The sequence below is a fragment of the Agilicoccus flavus genome, from assembly GCF_014857905.1.
GTDB lineage: Bacteria > Actinomycetota > Actinomycetes > Actinomycetales > Dermatophilaceae > Agilicoccus > Agilicoccus flavus.
This window is the reverse complement of record NZ_JACYXE010000005.1, coordinates 178642-192943: the sequence shown is the minus strand read 5'-3', so window position 1 is coordinate 192943 and position 14302 is coordinate 178642. Positions and strand designations below refer to the sequence as shown.

Annotated in this window: 16 protein-coding genes; 6 read left to right on the top strand and 10 right to left on the bottom strand. The window is 74.0% G+C overall.

What is annotated here, in order from left to right; translation table 11 throughout:
• Positions 1-3: 3 nt before the first annotated feature.
• The 3 genes from ICW24_RS09620 to ICW24_RS09610 form a co-directional block, all read right to left on the bottom strand.
• Positions 4-1140 (bottom strand): serine hydrolase domain-containing protein, encoded by a 1137-nt coding sequence (locus ICW24_RS09620; protein WP_226345505.1) that lies wholly within the window; start codon positions 1138-1140, stop codon positions 4-6.
• A gap of 69 nt (positions 1141-1209) precedes the next feature.
• Positions 1210-1881, bottom strand: a complete 672-nt coding sequence (locus tag ICW24_RS09615; RefSeq protein ID WP_226345504.1) for a DMT family transporter — start codon at positions 1879-1881, stop codon at positions 1210-1212.
• 323 nt (positions 1882-2204) lie between these two features.
• The gene (locus ICW24_RS09610) at positions 2205-2432 is read right to left on the bottom strand and encodes a hypothetical protein (RefSeq protein ID WP_226345503.1); all 228 of its coding nucleotides are present in this window, start codon (positions 2430-2432) and stop codon (positions 2205-2207) included.
• 81 nt (positions 2433-2513) lie between these two features.
• Here ICW24_RS09610 and ICW24_RS09605 point away from each other — a divergent pair, with 81 nt between their 5' ends.
• Positions 2514-3455 carry a LysR family transcriptional regulator gene (locus ICW24_RS09605; protein WP_226345502.1) on the top strand — a complete coding sequence of 314 codons (942 nt, stop codon included), beginning with the start codon at positions 2514-2516 and terminating at the stop codon, positions 3453-3455.
• A 141-nt stretch (positions 3456-3596) separates the two neighbouring features.
• On the opposite strand, the gene hepT is transcribed toward ICW24_RS09605, so the two are convergent.
• Together hepT and ICW24_RS09595 are read right to left on the bottom strand one after the other, a co-directional pair.
• A complete protein-coding gene (gene hepT, locus ICW24_RS09600; protein ID WP_226345501.1) occupies positions 3597-4034 on the bottom strand; it encodes a type VII toxin-antitoxin system HepT family RNase toxin in 438 nt (145 codons plus the stop codon).
• A complete protein-coding gene (locus tag ICW24_RS09595) occupies positions 4031-4441 on the bottom strand; it encodes a nucleotidyltransferase domain-containing protein (protein WP_226345500.1) in 411 nt (136 codons plus the stop codon). Before ICW24_RS09595 ends, hepT begins: the two co-directional genes overlap by 4 nt.
• A 90-nt stretch (positions 4442-4531) precedes the next feature.
• Between ICW24_RS09595 and ICW24_RS09590 the strand changes: the two genes are divergently transcribed.
• Together ICW24_RS09590 and ICW24_RS09585 are read left to right on the top strand one after the other, a co-directional pair.
• The gene (locus ICW24_RS09590; RefSeq protein WP_226345499.1) at positions 4532-6079 is read left to right on the top strand and encodes an FGGY-family carbohydrate kinase; all 1548 of its coding nucleotides are present in this window, start codon (positions 4532-4534) and stop codon (positions 6077-6079) included.
• 128 nt (positions 6080-6207) lie between these two features.
• Positions 6208-7038: a hypothetical protein gene (locus tag ICW24_RS09585; RefSeq protein ID WP_226345498.1), complete on the top strand. Its 831-nt coding sequence runs from the start codon at positions 6208-6210 to the stop codon at positions 7036-7038.
• Between the two features lie 138 nt (positions 7039-7176).
• On the opposite strand, the gene ICW24_RS09580 is transcribed toward ICW24_RS09585, so the two are convergent.
• A complete protein-coding gene (locus ICW24_RS09580; RefSeq protein WP_226345497.1) occupies positions 7177-8145 on the bottom strand; it encodes a response regulator transcription factor in 969 nt (322 codons plus the stop codon).
• Positions 8146-8381: 236 nt separating this feature from the next.
• On the bottom strand, positions 8382-8867 hold the full coding sequence (locus ICW24_RS09575) for a hypothetical protein (RefSeq protein ID WP_226345496.1): 486 nt from the start codon (positions 8865-8867) through the stop codon (positions 8382-8384).
• A gap of 171 nt (positions 8868-9038) precedes the next feature.
• Here ICW24_RS09575 and ICW24_RS09570 point away from each other — a divergent pair, with 171 nt between their 5' ends.
• Entirely contained in the window at positions 9039-9452 is a 414-nt protein-coding gene (locus tag ICW24_RS09570; RefSeq protein ID WP_372360567.1) for an ArsR/SmtB family transcription factor, read from the top strand.
• The gene (locus tag ICW24_RS09565) at positions 9449-10369 is read left to right on the top strand and encodes a cation diffusion facilitator family transporter (protein ID WP_226345494.1); all 921 of its coding nucleotides are present in this window, start codon (positions 9449-9451) and stop codon (positions 10367-10369) included. The genes ICW24_RS09570 and ICW24_RS09565 overlap by 4 nt, the downstream gene beginning before the upstream one ends.
• Positions 10370-10522: 153 nt before the next feature.
• On the opposite strand, the gene ICW24_RS09560 is transcribed toward ICW24_RS09565, so the two are convergent.
• The 3 genes from ICW24_RS09560 to ICW24_RS09550 form a co-directional block, all read right to left on the bottom strand.
• The gene (locus ICW24_RS09560) at positions 10523-10723 is read right to left on the bottom strand and encodes an Rdx family protein (RefSeq protein WP_226345493.1); all 201 of its coding nucleotides are present in this window, start codon (positions 10721-10723) and stop codon (positions 10523-10525) included.
• An 86-nt stretch (positions 10724-10809) separates the two neighbouring features.
• On the bottom strand, positions 10810-11802 hold the full coding sequence (locus tag ICW24_RS09555; protein ID WP_226345492.1) for an ABC transporter permease: 993 nt from the start codon (positions 11800-11802) through the stop codon (positions 10810-10812).
• 189 nt (positions 11803-11991) lie between these two features.
• The gene (locus ICW24_RS09550) at positions 11992-13293 is read right to left on the bottom strand and encodes an FAD-dependent oxidoreductase (protein WP_226345491.1); all 1302 of its coding nucleotides are present in this window, start codon (positions 13291-13293) and stop codon (positions 11992-11994) included.
• A gap of 224 nt (positions 13294-13517) precedes the next feature.
• Between ICW24_RS09550 and ICW24_RS09545 the strand changes: the two genes are divergently transcribed.
• On the top strand, positions 13518-14162 hold the full coding sequence (locus ICW24_RS09545; protein WP_226345490.1) for a TetR/AcrR family transcriptional regulator: 645 nt from the start codon (positions 13518-13520) through the stop codon (positions 14160-14162).
• Positions 14163-14302: the final 140 nt, after the last annotated feature.

The following is a 14302-nucleotide window of genomic DNA, read 5'->3' as shown; positions in this document are numbered from 1 at the left end:
GCCCTACGCGGACTCCACCGCGCTCTGGAACTCCTCGAGCAGGGGCCACATCGTCTCGCCCAGCTCGACCTGGGTGAGCAGGATCGCGACGGTGCCGTCGCGGGGGTCGACGAAGAAGTCGGTGCCCTGCCCGCCCGACCAGCCGTAGCGGCCCGCGTGCGGGCCGGCGAGCTGGACGGCGCCGCCGAAGCCCCAGCCGGTGCCCTCCCAGAACCCGGGGACGAAGCTGTCGGGGGTCTTGGCGCGGTCGGGCACCTGGTCCCGCGTCATCGCCGCCACGAGGTCGGGGTCGAGGAACGGCCGCCTCTCGTGCCGCCCGCCGTCGACGAGCAGGCGAGCGAACCGGTGCAGGTCCGCAGCCGTCGAGACCAGCTCGCCGTGGGCGACGTCGAACGGCGGCGGCCCCGCGTAGAAGCCGCCCCCGGCCGGCTCGGTCTCGACGAGCCGCCCGCCCTCGTGGCGGTAGGCGGCGGGCAGTCGATCGGTCCGGTCGAGCGGCACCCAGAGGCCGGTGTCGACCATGCCGAGGGGAGCGAAGAGCGACTCGATGAGGTGATCCTGCAGGGAACGCCCCGAGAGCCGCGCGAGCAGCAGCCCGAGGATGGAGAACGAGTGGTGGTAGCGGAAGCCGTCGCCCGGCTGGTGGGCGAGCGGCAGCGCGGCGAGGCGGGTGAGCCACTCGCCGGCGTCGCGGGACGGCGGCTCGGGGCCGGCCTCGACCCCCGCCTCCCGCATCGCCGCGGCGAGGGGGACGTCGGCGAGGACCATGCCGTAGCCGGAGGCGTTGGTCAGCAGGTCGCGGACCGTGATCGGCCGGTGCGCGGGCACGGTGTCGTCGAGGTCGGCCCCGGGGGAGCGGACGACGCGGCGGTCGGCGAGCTCGGGCAGCCAGCGCTGGATCGGGTCGTCGAGGCCGAGCCGCCCGGCCTGCACGTGCCGCAGGGTCGCGACGGTGGTGACGGGCTTGGTCATCGACTGGATCCGCATGACGGCGTCCGCGCGCATGGCCGGCCCGCCGACCGCCATCGCCCCGACCGCGTCCACCTCGCACGCGTCCCCCCGACCGAGCAGCGTCACCCCTCCCGGAATCGTGCCCCGGTCGACGTGCCCCTCCAGTAGTTCGCGCAGCCTCGTGCTCACGGTGTCCTCCGTCGTCGTCCCGGTGGGTCGAGCTCACCCTGCCACCGACCGGTGACAAGGTCGACGGGATCAGCGCGCGGGCGGTCGGGGCGTGTGGTGGGGCGTCAGCATCCGTGTGATCGCGACGCCGAGGAGGCACAGCACCCCGCCGGCCAGCATGAGGGGCGTCGGCGTCTCGCCCAGCAGGAGCCACGACAGGACGATGGCGACCGCGGGAACGACGTACGTCGTCGCGGCCGTCCGGCCCGCTGAGCTGCGGACGGGGACGTAGGCCCAGGTCGTGAACGCGACCGCGGTCGGCAGCACGCCCATGTAGACGATGCTCATCGTCGCCCCGAGGGGCGCGGTGTCCAGGTCGTGCACCAGGCGGCCCGACCAGGGGAGTAGGGCGACGGCGCCGGCGGTCGCGCCGAGCCAGGTGAGGGTCGCGGGGTCGACGGTGCGCAGCAGGTGCTTCTGGGCCAGGGTGGCGCCGGCGTAGAGCACCGCCGCGGCGAGCGCCAGCAGCAGCCCGACGAACGCCAGGTCCCCGCGCGGGGACTGCATCCCGATCACCACGACGCCGGCGAAGGACACGCGCGCCCCGATGACCAGGCCCCGCGGGAAACCCTCCCCGAGGAACAGGCCCGCGAACACGACCACCATGAGCGGTGCGAGATTGACGATCATCGCGGCGGTTCCCGCGTCGACGGTCTGCTCGGCGACGTTGAGCGCGAGGAGGTACAGGCAGAACCAGCCCACCCCCCCGCGATGAGCAGGGGCACGGATCTCCTTGGGGCCACCGGATCCCGGAACGGGCCGCGATCAGTCCGAGCGCGACGCTGCCGACGAGCATGCGCAGCAGTGCCATCGCGCCCGGGTCGTAGTGCGGCCCGGCGTAGCGGATGACGATGAACGACGACGCCCACAGCACGGCGGTCGCGGCCGCCGCCAGCAGGACACACGGCTCGTCGGATCGCCGGCGGAGCGACTCGGTGGTGGGTGCGGCCATGGCGGGGTCCTCACGGTCGGGGTGGGCTCGGTCGCGTCGAGGGTGGGCGGCGGGGCGTGCGGTGCCCGCCGTGTCAGCAGCCGGCGGGCGGCACGAGTCCGCGGTGGGCGAGGGGCCGGTGGAAGCGACCCCCGCGCCGGGGGCCGAGGTGGGCCGCCCGCAGCAGGCGCGCCAGGCGCCCGGCCCGCTGTGTCGTGGCGCAGGCGGTCTGCGGCAGGTCCGTCGACCGCAGGATGTCGAGCTCCTGCCGGAGGCGGGCGAGGTCACGGTCGTCGGGGTAGCGGTTCGTCAGCGTGGTCATGTCTCCACGGTCCGCCGTCACACTGGTTAGCACAAGCGAATACATCTTCACGACCATGCAGTCGCACTGTACGATGGGAGCATGATCGACGTCCACCGGCTGAGGGTCTTCCGCGCCGTCGTCGCGAGCGGTTCCGTCAACGCCGCGGCCCAGCATCTCGGCTACACCCCGTCGGCGGTCAGTCAGCATCTCGCCGCCCTCCAGCGCGAGACCCGCCTGACGCTCGTCGAGAAGAGCGGCCGAGGGATCGCGCCGACCCCGGCCGGCCTCGAGCTCGCCGCCCGCAGCGACGATCTCATCGGGAGCCTGGCCCGCCTCGACGGTGTCGTCGACGACCTGCGCGAGGGTCGGACCGACACCCTGGCCGTCTCGTCGTTCGCGTCGGCGGCGGAGGAGTGGTTGCCGGGCGTCGCGGCGGCGGTGCTGGCCGAGTTCCCCGACGTGCAGTTCACCTTCCGGCTCAACGAGGTCGAGGTCAAGGAGGTCGTCAACGCGGACATCGACATCCGCAGCGAGGATCCCGACGGCCCGCCCACCTCGCTGCTCGGTTACGAGCGGCGGGTGCTCGCGGTGGAGCCGTACGTCGTGGTGGTGCCGGCCGGCCACGCGCTCGCGTCGCAGGAGGAGATCCGCTTCGGCGACCTCGCCGACGTGCCGTGGATCGACAACGATCCCGGCGACAGCACCTGCGGGAGGGTCGTCCGCACCGCGGCCAGCTCGTGCGGCGTCAGCCCGCGGTTCGTCGCCTACGCCGGGGACCACCACGGGGCCATCGCCTTCGTGAACGCCGGGATCGGGATCGCGGTCCTGACGCGGCTGGCCGCCAGGACGCTCCCCACCGGCGCCGTGGCCCGCCCCCTGGTCGCCCCCACCCCGCAGCGCCGCATCGTCGCGTTCGTGCACGGCGAGGCGATGCTCAAACCGGTCACCCGCCGCGTGGTCGAGCTCCTCGCGGCACGGGGCGAGCTCGATACGGGCGGCGCGGCGCTCGGCGAGCGCGACACCGGGGCCGCGGCGGGCTGAGGTCGCATCGCGGGCAACGACGGTGAAACGTCGCGGCAACCGCCCGTGAACACGCACGAACTTCACTGATTCCTGCGTCCCTCCCCGTGCCCGACCAGGCAGGCGATCTCCGCCGCCGTCGTTGCGCCGGAGCGCAACCCGTCACGCGCCGGGGTCCGTCAGCCAGTCCCGGACGCCTGCCACGTACCGGCCGTAGGCCGCCGCCGCGAGTGGCACGGCTGCGACGACCCGGGCGGCGTCGACGTCCACGTACTCGTGAACGAGGACGTTGCGCAGGCCGACGCTCGGCAGCAGGTCGGCCGCCAGCTCGTCGCTGATCACCCCGGCACGGGCGGCCAGTGTGAACGAGTCGCGGTACGACCCGGGCGAGGAGTGCAGGCGGGTGGCCGCGATGTGCCCGTTGATGTCACTGGCCAGCTCGACGAGCTGGGTGAGGACGCGCTCGATGCCGCGCCGCGCGAGCCGATCGTGGGTGAGACGGTCGGGGTCGTCGGCGACCCGACGCAGATCGTCGAGCAGTTCGTCGAGGAGCAACAGCCTGCGCACGACGATCTGGGTGTCGAGGTCGCGCGGTGTCATCGTCCGACCAGGGACAGCGCCAGGTCGCGGAACTTCTGGGTGTCGCGGTATTCGCCGAAGGCGCGGATTCGTCGCTCCGCGTGGATCCCGGGATGCGCCTCGAACAGGGCATCGCCCCGCCCGAGGGCGGCGTACGTCGCGACGGGGTCGGCCTGTCGGAGCGGCATGACGTCGAGGTGGTCGCCCGGCACGAGCGTTTCCAGGGTGTCGACGACGTCGAGGTGGTCGGGTTCGGCGTCCCGCTTCGGGAGGTAGGCGAGGTCGATGTCGTGGGCCGTGTCGGGGTGGTTCGGCGCGCTGCCGTGGATCACGAGCAGCTCGATGCCGAGCCGCCGGCAGGTCTCGGCGAGCCGGCCGGAGGCGCGGTGACGGTGCAGCTCGAGGAGGGCCTCGGAGACGGTCACCATTCCTCGAGCATACGGGCGGGGGTGCCCGGGCGGCCGGCATCGCTGGCAGGATGAGGCGGATTCGGGCGAGGCGACGTGACGGAGGCGCACATGACCGGCGAACTGCTCATCGGCATCGACATGGGAACGGGCAGCACGAAGGGCGTCGTCACGACGGCCGACGGCCGCATCGTCGCGACGGCCTCCCGGAAGCACGGCATGGAGTTGCCGCGGCCGGGCTGGGCGGAGGTCGACGCCGAGACGGTGTGGTGGGGCGATCTCGTCGAGGTCGCGCGGGAGCTCGCCGGGCAGATCGACGTCGCGGCGGTCACGGGCATGTGCGTCAGCGGCGTCGGACCGTGCCTGCTGCTCACCGACGACGACCTGAACCCGACCCGGAACGGCATCCTTTACGGCATCGACATGCGCGCGACGCAGCAGATCGAGGACCTGACCGAGCGGTTCGGGGCGGAGGCGATCGTCGAGCGCTGCGGCAAAGCGCTGAGCACCCAGGCCGTCGGCCCGAAGATCGCGTGGGTGCGGGAGAACGAGCCGGAGGTGTGGGAGCGATCCACGCGCTGGTTCAACTCCAACTCGTACGTCGTCGCGAAGCTCACCGGCGAGTACGTCATCGACCACCACACGGCGAGCCAGTCCGACCCGCTGTACGACGTGCACGCCCGCGACTGGGCGGACGACTGGGCCGCCGAGGTGGCCGACGGCCTGCAGATGCCCCGGCTCGCGTGGCCGCACGAGGTCGTCGGCGAGCTCACCGCCGCGGCGGCGGAGGAGTTGGGCCTGGCGGAGGGGATCCCCGTGTCGGCCGGCACCGTCGACGCCTGGGCCGAGGCGTTCTCCGCCGGCGTGCGTCGCCCCGGCGACCTCATGCTCATGTACGGGTCCACGATGTTCTTCGTCCAGGTCCTCGAGGGCTTCCACGCCCACCCCCTGCTGTGGACGACCAACGGCGTCGAGCGTGACCAGTACACGCTCGCCGCCGGGATGTCGACGTCGGGCTCGCTGACGACCTGGGTGCAGCAGCTCACCGGGGACGCCCCGTTCGAGGACCTCGTGGCGGAGGCGTCGGAGGTCGACCCGGGAGCCGACGGGCTCGTCGTCCTGCCGTACTTCGCCGGCGAGCGCACCCCGATCTTCGACGCCCGGGCCCGTGGCGTCGTGGCCGGGCTGTCGCTGCGCCATGGCCGGGCCCACCTCTTCCGCGCCGCCTACGAGGGCATCGCCTGCGGCATCCGCCAGATCGTCGAGTTCCTCGACTCCGAGCAGGACCCGATCAAGCGACTCGTCGCCGTCGGGGGCGGGACTCAGGGCGGGTTGTGGACCCAGATCGTCAGCGACGTCACCGGCCGCCCCCAGGACGTGCCCGAGCAGACGATCGGCGCGAGCTACGGCGATGCGCTCCTCGCCGCGATCGGCACCGGGCTCGTGCCGCCCGAGACCGACTGGGCGCGGGTCGGCTCGACGGTGGAGCCGCGCCCGCAGAATCGCGAGGTCTACGACAAGATCTACCGCGTCTACACCGAGCTGTACCCGGCGACGAAGGAGCAGGTGCACGCGCTGTCGCGGCTCCAGGAGGACGCGTTCGGCGAGGCGGGTCAGGGTGACGCCCCGGTGCCGGAGGTCGAGTCGGGCCGGCGCTGAGGTTGCGTTCGGCCGAGCTGCCTAGGCTCGGAGCTTCCGCCGACCACTCACACGGCGAAGGGAGCGCAGAGGTGCCGACCGGACGACCTCGACCCTCCCCTCCTCGTGCCCGGGGCGGGTCCGGGGCCGTGATCGGGCGGCGCGCGGTCCTCGCCGGCGCGGCCGTGGGCGGCGTCGCGGCCGCGCTCTGGGCGGCCCGAGAGCTCTCGGATCCCGTCGGAGAGTTCCTCGACGAATCGGGGGACGCGCCGGTCACGGCGCCCGACCCCACGGCGGTCGCGCCGACGACGCTGCCGATCCACCGCGAGCTGGCGGGGGCGACGCTTGTCTACGAGATCTCCGGCGACCCGACGCCGCTGCGCATCGAGGAGGTCTTCGCCCGGCGGCTCGAGGACAGCCTTCGCTCGCACTGGCAGGCGGCGGGGTGGGGCGCCCCGGCGACCCTCACCTCGTACGGCACCTGGATCGACACCGACGGGCCGGCCGACTCCTGGCACCACGCGGGCCGCGCGTTCGACGTCGGACGGGTGGTCTCGGCGTCCGGCGACGAGGTGGTGAGCTGCCGGTACGACCGCTGGGGTGACGCCCCGGCCGCGGCCCGCCGGGCGGAGGAATCCGCGTACTGGCGATTGGCGGCCACGTTGCACCGTGACTTCGAGTACGTGCTCACGTACCTGTACGACGAGGCTCACCACAACCACATCCACGTCGACGACGGCCGCTCCCGCGGAGAGCGCAGCGCGTTCCGCCGGGGCTCCCGCGTCCAGGTGCAGGCCGTCCAGGCGATGTGCCGGCACGTGTGGGGTCTGGACGTCGACGTCACCGATCGGTGGGACGACGCGACCCGCGCCGCGACCGAGGGAGTCCTGGACCGGCTCGGGGTGGGCGGCCGCCTCACGGGCGACGAGCAATGGCACGCCTTCCTCACCGCCACCGCGCGCGGTGGCCCGCCGGTCTAGCCGCTCCCACGTCGTGGACTATGCCGGTCCGGGTGGACTGTGCCGCCACGGCGGCATAGCTGGGTGCGACCGGCATAGTCCACGGGATGGACCGGCCGTGGCCGTGCCGCCGTGCCGACGGCCGATCGCGTGCGCCCGTCAGCTCTTGACGAGCTTGTAGCCGGCGCCGCGGACGGTGGCGATGTGCGCGGCGCCGATCTTGGCGCGCAACCGCTGCACGGTGACCTCGACGACGTGCGGGTCGCCCCAGTCGGGGTCGCCCCACACGAGGTCGAGGAGCTGGATGCGGGAGAGCACCCGGCCCGGGTGGTCGAGAAAGGCCTCCAGCAGCCGGAACTCCTTGCTCGACAACGAGATCCGCTCCTCGCCCCGGCTCACGACCATGCCCGGCCTGTCGATCCGCAGGTCGCCGAGCGCGATCTCCGAATCGGCGGACTGCGTGCGTCCGCGGCGCAGGACGGCGCGCAGCCGGGCCGCGAGCGCGTCGCCGTCGAACGGCTTCGTCACGTAGTCGTCGGCGCCCGCCTCGAACCCGGCGATCTGGTCGTAGGGCAGGTCGCGTGCCGTGAGGAGCACCGCGGGAGTGTCCACGCGCTCGCGCGCGCGCCGCACGAACGTCATCCCGTCCATGCGGGGCATCATCACGTCGACGAGCAGCACGTCGCGCGGGTTGATCCGCTGCGCCGCGTACATCGTCGTTCCGTCGTAGAACGTCGCGCGCTGCTCGGGAACGGCCCGCTCCGCCATCCCGGCCGGCAGCCCCGGATCGTCGAGGACGGCGCCGAACCGGGTCAGCCCTCGGGCGTCGTAGAAGATGACGGCCGACTCCAGGCGTTCGAGGGCCTGGGCCCGGAGCCGTTCGCGCCCGTCGACGGCGGCCGCGTTGTCGACGACGGCCCCCGCGACGCCCGACACCCCGATCGCGACCGCCGCCACGCCCGCCGCGATCCGCAGGCGGAGGGAGTGCCACAGCGGGACCGGGCGCGGCCGCGGGATGCCGGAGGAGGACGGGGACGTCGCCGACCCGCCGGCGCCGCCCCGCGGGGCATCCGGCGCAGGCGCGGCAGCCGCGCGTCGGCCGGGCCGCCTGCTGTCATCGCTGCGCATGCCCCTCCGCTCCCGATCCTCGAGTGCCCCCTCGTCGGACCCCGAGGCGCCTCGTGCACGGTCGAGTTCCGTCGTCCTCCGATCATCCCTCGTGCCCGCCGTGGCGGGCGTCAACGCGATGGCGCGTCCGGGCCGGCCCCTGTTCCGGGCCCGGCCGCGCCACCGGGTTCACGCCCCCACGGCCCTCGAGGCACCGCCCGTCCCCAGCGGGGCGGTGCCCCTCGAGCGCGGCGGGCTCAGACGCCTCCGGGGCGGGTCCCCGACACGGCGCATCCGTGCAGCTGTCGGTCGCCGAGCGTGAGGATCGCGACCTGGCCGGTGTCGCGATGCGCGGCGTCGACGCACCGGCCGCCCTTCACCACGAGCGAGACGGGCCGCCCGTGATCGCGCCCCGTGAACTCGACCCCCTCGGCCCAGGCGGACCGGGTCACGGTGACGCGGCGCTCCCCGACGACGGGGCCCGCGGTGCGCAGGACTCCGCCCGAGACGACCGCGCGCCACGGCGTCCGCCTGCCGGAGGCCGTGACGGCGTCGCCGGGTGCCGGAACCGGCGCGCCGGCCGTGTCGGCGGTGGGTCCGGGGGTGGTGCTCGTGGCCGTGCTCATGGCCGTACTCACCGACGCGGTCGTGGCGGTCCCGGGGGCCGACGGTCGGGCCGGCCCGCCGCACGCCCCCAGGGCCAGGGTCAGCGCCGCGGCGCCGAGTGCGAGGCGAGAGCGCATGTCCGGTCCTTTCCGAGGGATCCCGGCGCCCGTGGGCGGCTCGCCGGTGGACCTCACGTTAGGAAGGGCGTCTCTCGCGGCCCGCACGCCGACCTCACACCCGATGCACAGCCTGGGGCCGTGCGGCGGGCCGAGGTACAGGGGACGGTTCTGTCGTGACAACATCGTCATATGACGATGACAACGATGCCGGACGATGAGTCGGTCGTGACCGAGCGAGCGGCGCTCGAACCGGCGGCGAGCCTGTGCGCCGGCCTCGGCGACGCGTCCCGCCTGGCGATCGTGCAGCACCTCTCGCTCGGCGAGCACCGCGTCGTCGATCTCACCCACCACCTGGGTCTCGCGCAGTCGACGGTGAGCAGGCACCTCGCGTGCCTGCTCGACTGCGGCATCGTCACCGTCCGGGCGCAGGGTCGCGCCTCGCTCTACGCCCTCGCCCACCCGGAGGCGACGACAGCGTTCCTCGCCGCGGCCGAGGCGCTGCTCGACCTCACCGGCGACGCCGCAGTGCTCTATCGCGGACGGCGCCCGCAACGCGGCCGCGCCGCCCGCCGCCCCGGCCCCTCGGCGGAGGCCGGCCGATGAGTGCCGGCCACCAGCACGGCCACGCCCACGGCGCGCCGGCGGACCACCGGGGTCGTCTCGCCGTCGTTCTCGCGATCACGCTCGCGGTCCTCGTCGTCGAGGTCGTCGGCGCGGTCGTGTCGGGCAGCCTCGCGCTGCTTGCCGATGCGGGGCACATGCTCACCGACGTCGCCGGCCTGAGCATGGCCCTCGTCGCCGCCGCCCTCGCCCGGCGGCCCGCCACGACCGCCCGGACCTGGGGCTATCACCGGGCGGAGGTGCTCGCGGCCGCCGCGCAGGCCGCGCTCCTGCTCGCCGTCGGCGTGTTCATCCTCGTCGAGGGCGTCCAGCGGCTGTTCGAGCCGCCGGAGGTCGCCTCGGGGCTCATGGTCGTCTTCGGGGTCGTCGGCCTGGTCGGCAACGCGATCGGTCTCCTCGTCCTCGCGGGCGGGCGCGGCGCGAACCTCAACCTGCGCGCCGCGTTCCTCGAGGTCGCCAACGACGCCCTGGGGTCGGTGGCCGTCATCGTGGCGGCGGTGCTCGTCGCCACCCTCGGCTGGACCCGCGCGGACCCCGTCGCCTCGCTCGTCATCGGCGCCCTCATCGTGCCCCGGACTATCCGGTTGCTGCGCGACTCCGTCGACGTGCTCCTCGAGTCCACGCCCAAGGGGCTGGATCTGCATGGGGTGCGGGCCCACCTGCTCGCGCTGCCGCACGTGCACGACGTCCACGACCTGCACGCGAGCCAGGTCGCGACCGGCATCCCCGTGCTCACCGCCCACGTCGTCGTCGACGACTCGTGCTTCCACGACGGGCACCTCGGGTCGCTCCTCGACGCCGTGCAGCGCTGCATCGACGCCGACTTCGGCATCGCCCACTCGACGATCCAGTTCGAGTCCGCCGCGCACGCCGACCACGAACGCGCCGCGCACGTCTGACCGGCGCCGCGAGCCCCCGACCCGCGCCACGACGATCACCGCCCCGGCGCCCGGCCTGCGCCTGAAGTGCACCCGGTCAGGGCGCGTCGCCGGCGACCCGGTCGTGGTGACCGAGGTCGCGCTCGGGGCAGACGGCGTCGCGGACGCGCCGCTTCAGCTCGCGATCTCGGGGAACCCGCCGTCACGCTTGCGGTTCCAGATCGCCCGTCCTCCGGCGTCGATCCGGAACATCCCGCCGGTCGCCGGTCGCAGCGCGACCTCGTCGAGCTCGTCGGGGAACGTCGTCAACAGCTCCTGTGCCATCCACGACGCGCGCAGCAGCCACCGGCACTGGGTGCAGTAGGTGATAACCACCCGAGCGCGGTCGGGTGAGGGGCCTGGAGTGCGTCGGTCTCATCCACCTCGACCACGGTAGTCAGCGGGCGGGAGGCCCTGGCCCCTCAGCGACGCCCGGTGCGGCGCCCGGCGAGGGCCGCGAGCAGGAGGCCGCCGACGATCCAGCACGCGAGGACCATCCAGGCCCGGCCGGCGCCGGCGCCGTCGAAGTAGGCGGCCGAGCGCAGCGCGGTGCCGGCCGCCCCGAGCGGGAGGAACTGGCCGATCTGCCCCCACGGCTGCGGAAGCCACGCCGGCCCGGTCGCCAGGCCCGAGATCGGGTTGGCGACGAAGAGCATGAGCACCGCGCCCAGGCCGATGCCCGCGGTGCCGAGCAGCAGTCCGAGCCCCAGCACCGTCGCCGAGACGGCGGCGATGCCGGCGGCCACCGCGGCGGACGTGAGCAGGTAGTCGCCCTCGAGCACGCCGAATCCGAACTGCAGGATGGCGGTCGCGGCGAGTCCGCCCACGGCGGCCACGGCGAGCAGGGTGAGCAGGCGCGCTCCGACGGAGCCGCGGTAGGCGAGCACGAGAGCGGCGGCCGTGGCCATCCCGCCGAAGATGAGCGGGAGGCCGAGGGTGGTCAGTCCGGCGCCGGCCGGGTCCGAGGCGGGCAGTGGTGCGAGCTCGGTGTAGGTGACGGGTCGCCCGGTCGCCGAGAGCTGGGCGCCCATCCCCCTGAGCAGGGCCGCATAGGGCGCGCCCGCGCCGGCGGCAGTCTGGATCGTCAGGCCGGTCGGCCCCGCGGCGAGGCCGCCGACCGCCTCGCGGTCGCGGATCGCGGCGGCCGCCTCGTCCGCCGAGCCGTAGGTCGTCACGTCGAAGGTTCCCGGCGCGTTCTTCTCGAGCGTCCCCGTGAGCTGGGCGACGACGGGCGCGGGACCGCTCACGGCGAGCGGCAGGTCCGTCGCGCCGGAGTGGATCGCAGGGGCGGCGAACGCGAGAAGCATGAGCGCGATGACGGTGGGGATGCCGAGGACGAGACCCACGAGCAGGCGAGGGTTCGCGCGCCGGTCGGGGGTCGCGGTCGAGCCCGCAGGGGTGGCGGTGGTGGTCACGGGAATCTGCTTTCGATCAGGAACGGGTGAGGCGTGAGGTGGCCGGCGGCCAGCGGCGGTCAGGGGGGCGAAGGCGGGTGCGCTGCGCATCGCGGTGTGACGGATGCGCGTCGCTGAGCTGGTGGGGTGGGATCGATGCGCCCGACGGGTTCTCGGGGACCGCGAGGGTGGATCGGTCACGCGCCGAGATCACGCACGTGGGGACTCGGCGGCCCTCGCAGGCGTGGGCTCGCGGCGCGCCCAGGCCGGGGCGCGCTCGGGGCGGGGACCGACCCCGACGAGCAGCGCGGGCACGACACTCAGGGCCGGGAGCCGCCGCATCACCTCGGCCGCCCTCGAGGGGAACTCGGTGAGCCGGCCGTCGAGGACGCGGTCGATGAGCCCAGCGTGCATGGCCCGCTGCATGCCCTGGGTGACGACCGTCGGGACGATCCGGCGGCGCCGCAGCCGGGCCAGCGCGGCGTCGGCGACGAGGCCGCCGGCGTCCTGCGCCCGCCGCAACGGCCCGGCCAACAGGCGGGCGGCGCCGACGGCGTCCTGCACGGCGAGGTTGATGCCCACGCCGCCGACGGGCGACATCGCGTGGGCGGCGTCGCCGATGCACAGTACTCCGGCGGCGTGCCAGCGGCGCAGTCGGTCGACGCGAACGTCGAGGTGCTTGACGTCGTCCATAGAGGCGATGCCTCCGACGCCCTCGGCCAGCTCCGGTGCCACGGCGGCGATCTCGGCGCGGAACGCCTCGATGCCGCGGGCGCGCAGCTGCGCGTCGGTGCCCTTGCGGCCGAGGTAGGCGACCTGCGTGTACCCCCCACGGGGGATGGCGATGACGACCCGGCCGGTGCCGATCCGGGGCAGCAGCGACTCGCGCCGGTCGCGCCGGGTCGGGACCCGGAACCACCACACGTCGAAGCCGACGTGAAGGTCCTTGCTCGGCAGCCCGAGCTGCCGGCGGACGACGGACCACCGCCCGTCGCAGGCGACGACAAGGTCGGCCTCGAGCCGCCCCGGCCCGTCCGGCGACGCGTAGTCGACCCCGACGATGCGCTCGCCGTCCCGGACGACCCCGGTCACCTCGTGGCGCATCCGCAGATCGAAGGTCGGCTCCTCCCGGCCGGCGTCGGCGAGGAGGTCGAGGAGATCCCACTGCGGGACCATCGCGATGTACGGGTGGCGCACCGGGAGCCGGCCGAGGTCGACGAGGGTGACCATCGTGCCGTCGCCCGCGTCGACCTGCGCACGGCGGATCCTGCTGTGCGGCAGCGCGTCGAACCGCTCGAAGAGCCCGAGGTCGTCGAGGAGCCCGAGCGTGCTCGGGTGCACCGTGTCGCCGCGGAAGTCGCGCAGGAAGTCGGCGTGCTTCTCGAGCACGGTGACCCGCACGCCGGCCCGGGCCAGCAGCAGCCCGAGGACCATCCCGGCGGGGCCACCTCCGACGACGACGCAGGTCGTGCGGTCTCTCGGGGTGGGCGGATCGACCTGCTGAGTCGTCATGGCTGCCTCATCTCGGATCGGCGAACTCTAATATCCACAAATGTAGAACTCTACGTTTGTGGAAGTCAAGGCAGGTGTGGGGATGGGTGTCGGCGCCTGGGCCTGGCACGTCTCCCCGCTCGCCATCCGCTACCTGTGGTGCTCGGAACTCACCGTCCGCGGAAGTCCACGTCTGAGGGGTTTAGCCTGGGTGGGCCGGTGCGCGCCGGGTGAGGAGGAACCACATGACGACGTCGGAGGGCGGCCGGACGGGCCGGCGACCGGGGCCCGGCACGAGCCGGGACGCGATCCTCGCCGCGGCCCGGGACCAGTTCACGCAGCACGGGTTCAAGGGGGCGACGCTGCGGGCCATCGCCGGCCGCGCCGGGGTCGACCCGGGCCTGATCCGCCACTTCTTCGGCGACAAGGAGGGGCTGTTCACCGCGTCGATGGAGATGCCCCCCGAGGCGCCCGCCGCGGTGCTCGGCGTCTTCGCCGAGCCCGTGGACGAGTGGGGCGAACGGCTGACCCGCGCGTACCTCTCGCTGTGGGAGGACCCCGACACCGCCGGGCCCCTGCGCGCGACCGTCGTGTCGGCCTTCGCGAACGACCAGGCCCTCGACCGGCTGCGCCTCTTCATCGTCAGCACCGTCCTCGAGCAGGCCAGGCCCCACCTGCCCGCCGACGAGCCGGACCTGCGGCTGGCCACCGCCATGACCCACATCATCGGGATCGCCCTCGGTCGGTACCTGCTCAAGGCGCCCCCGCTGGTGGCCGCCGACCTCGACGTCCTCGTCGCCCTCGTCGGGCCGACCGTGCAGCGCTACCTCACCGGCCCCCTGCCGGGCGGGGCCGCTGAGGACCCAGACGGCGATAACGATTGTAAATAGCAAGGTCTACCTATTGCGGAGCGGTGGCGCCCTCCGCTTCGATCTGGTCAGGCGTCCGGCTGTGGGCGCCGCACTCGCGTGGCGGGTGTGAGCGGCGACGGGGCCGGCGGCAGCGCAATTTCCTCGTCGACACGACCAGG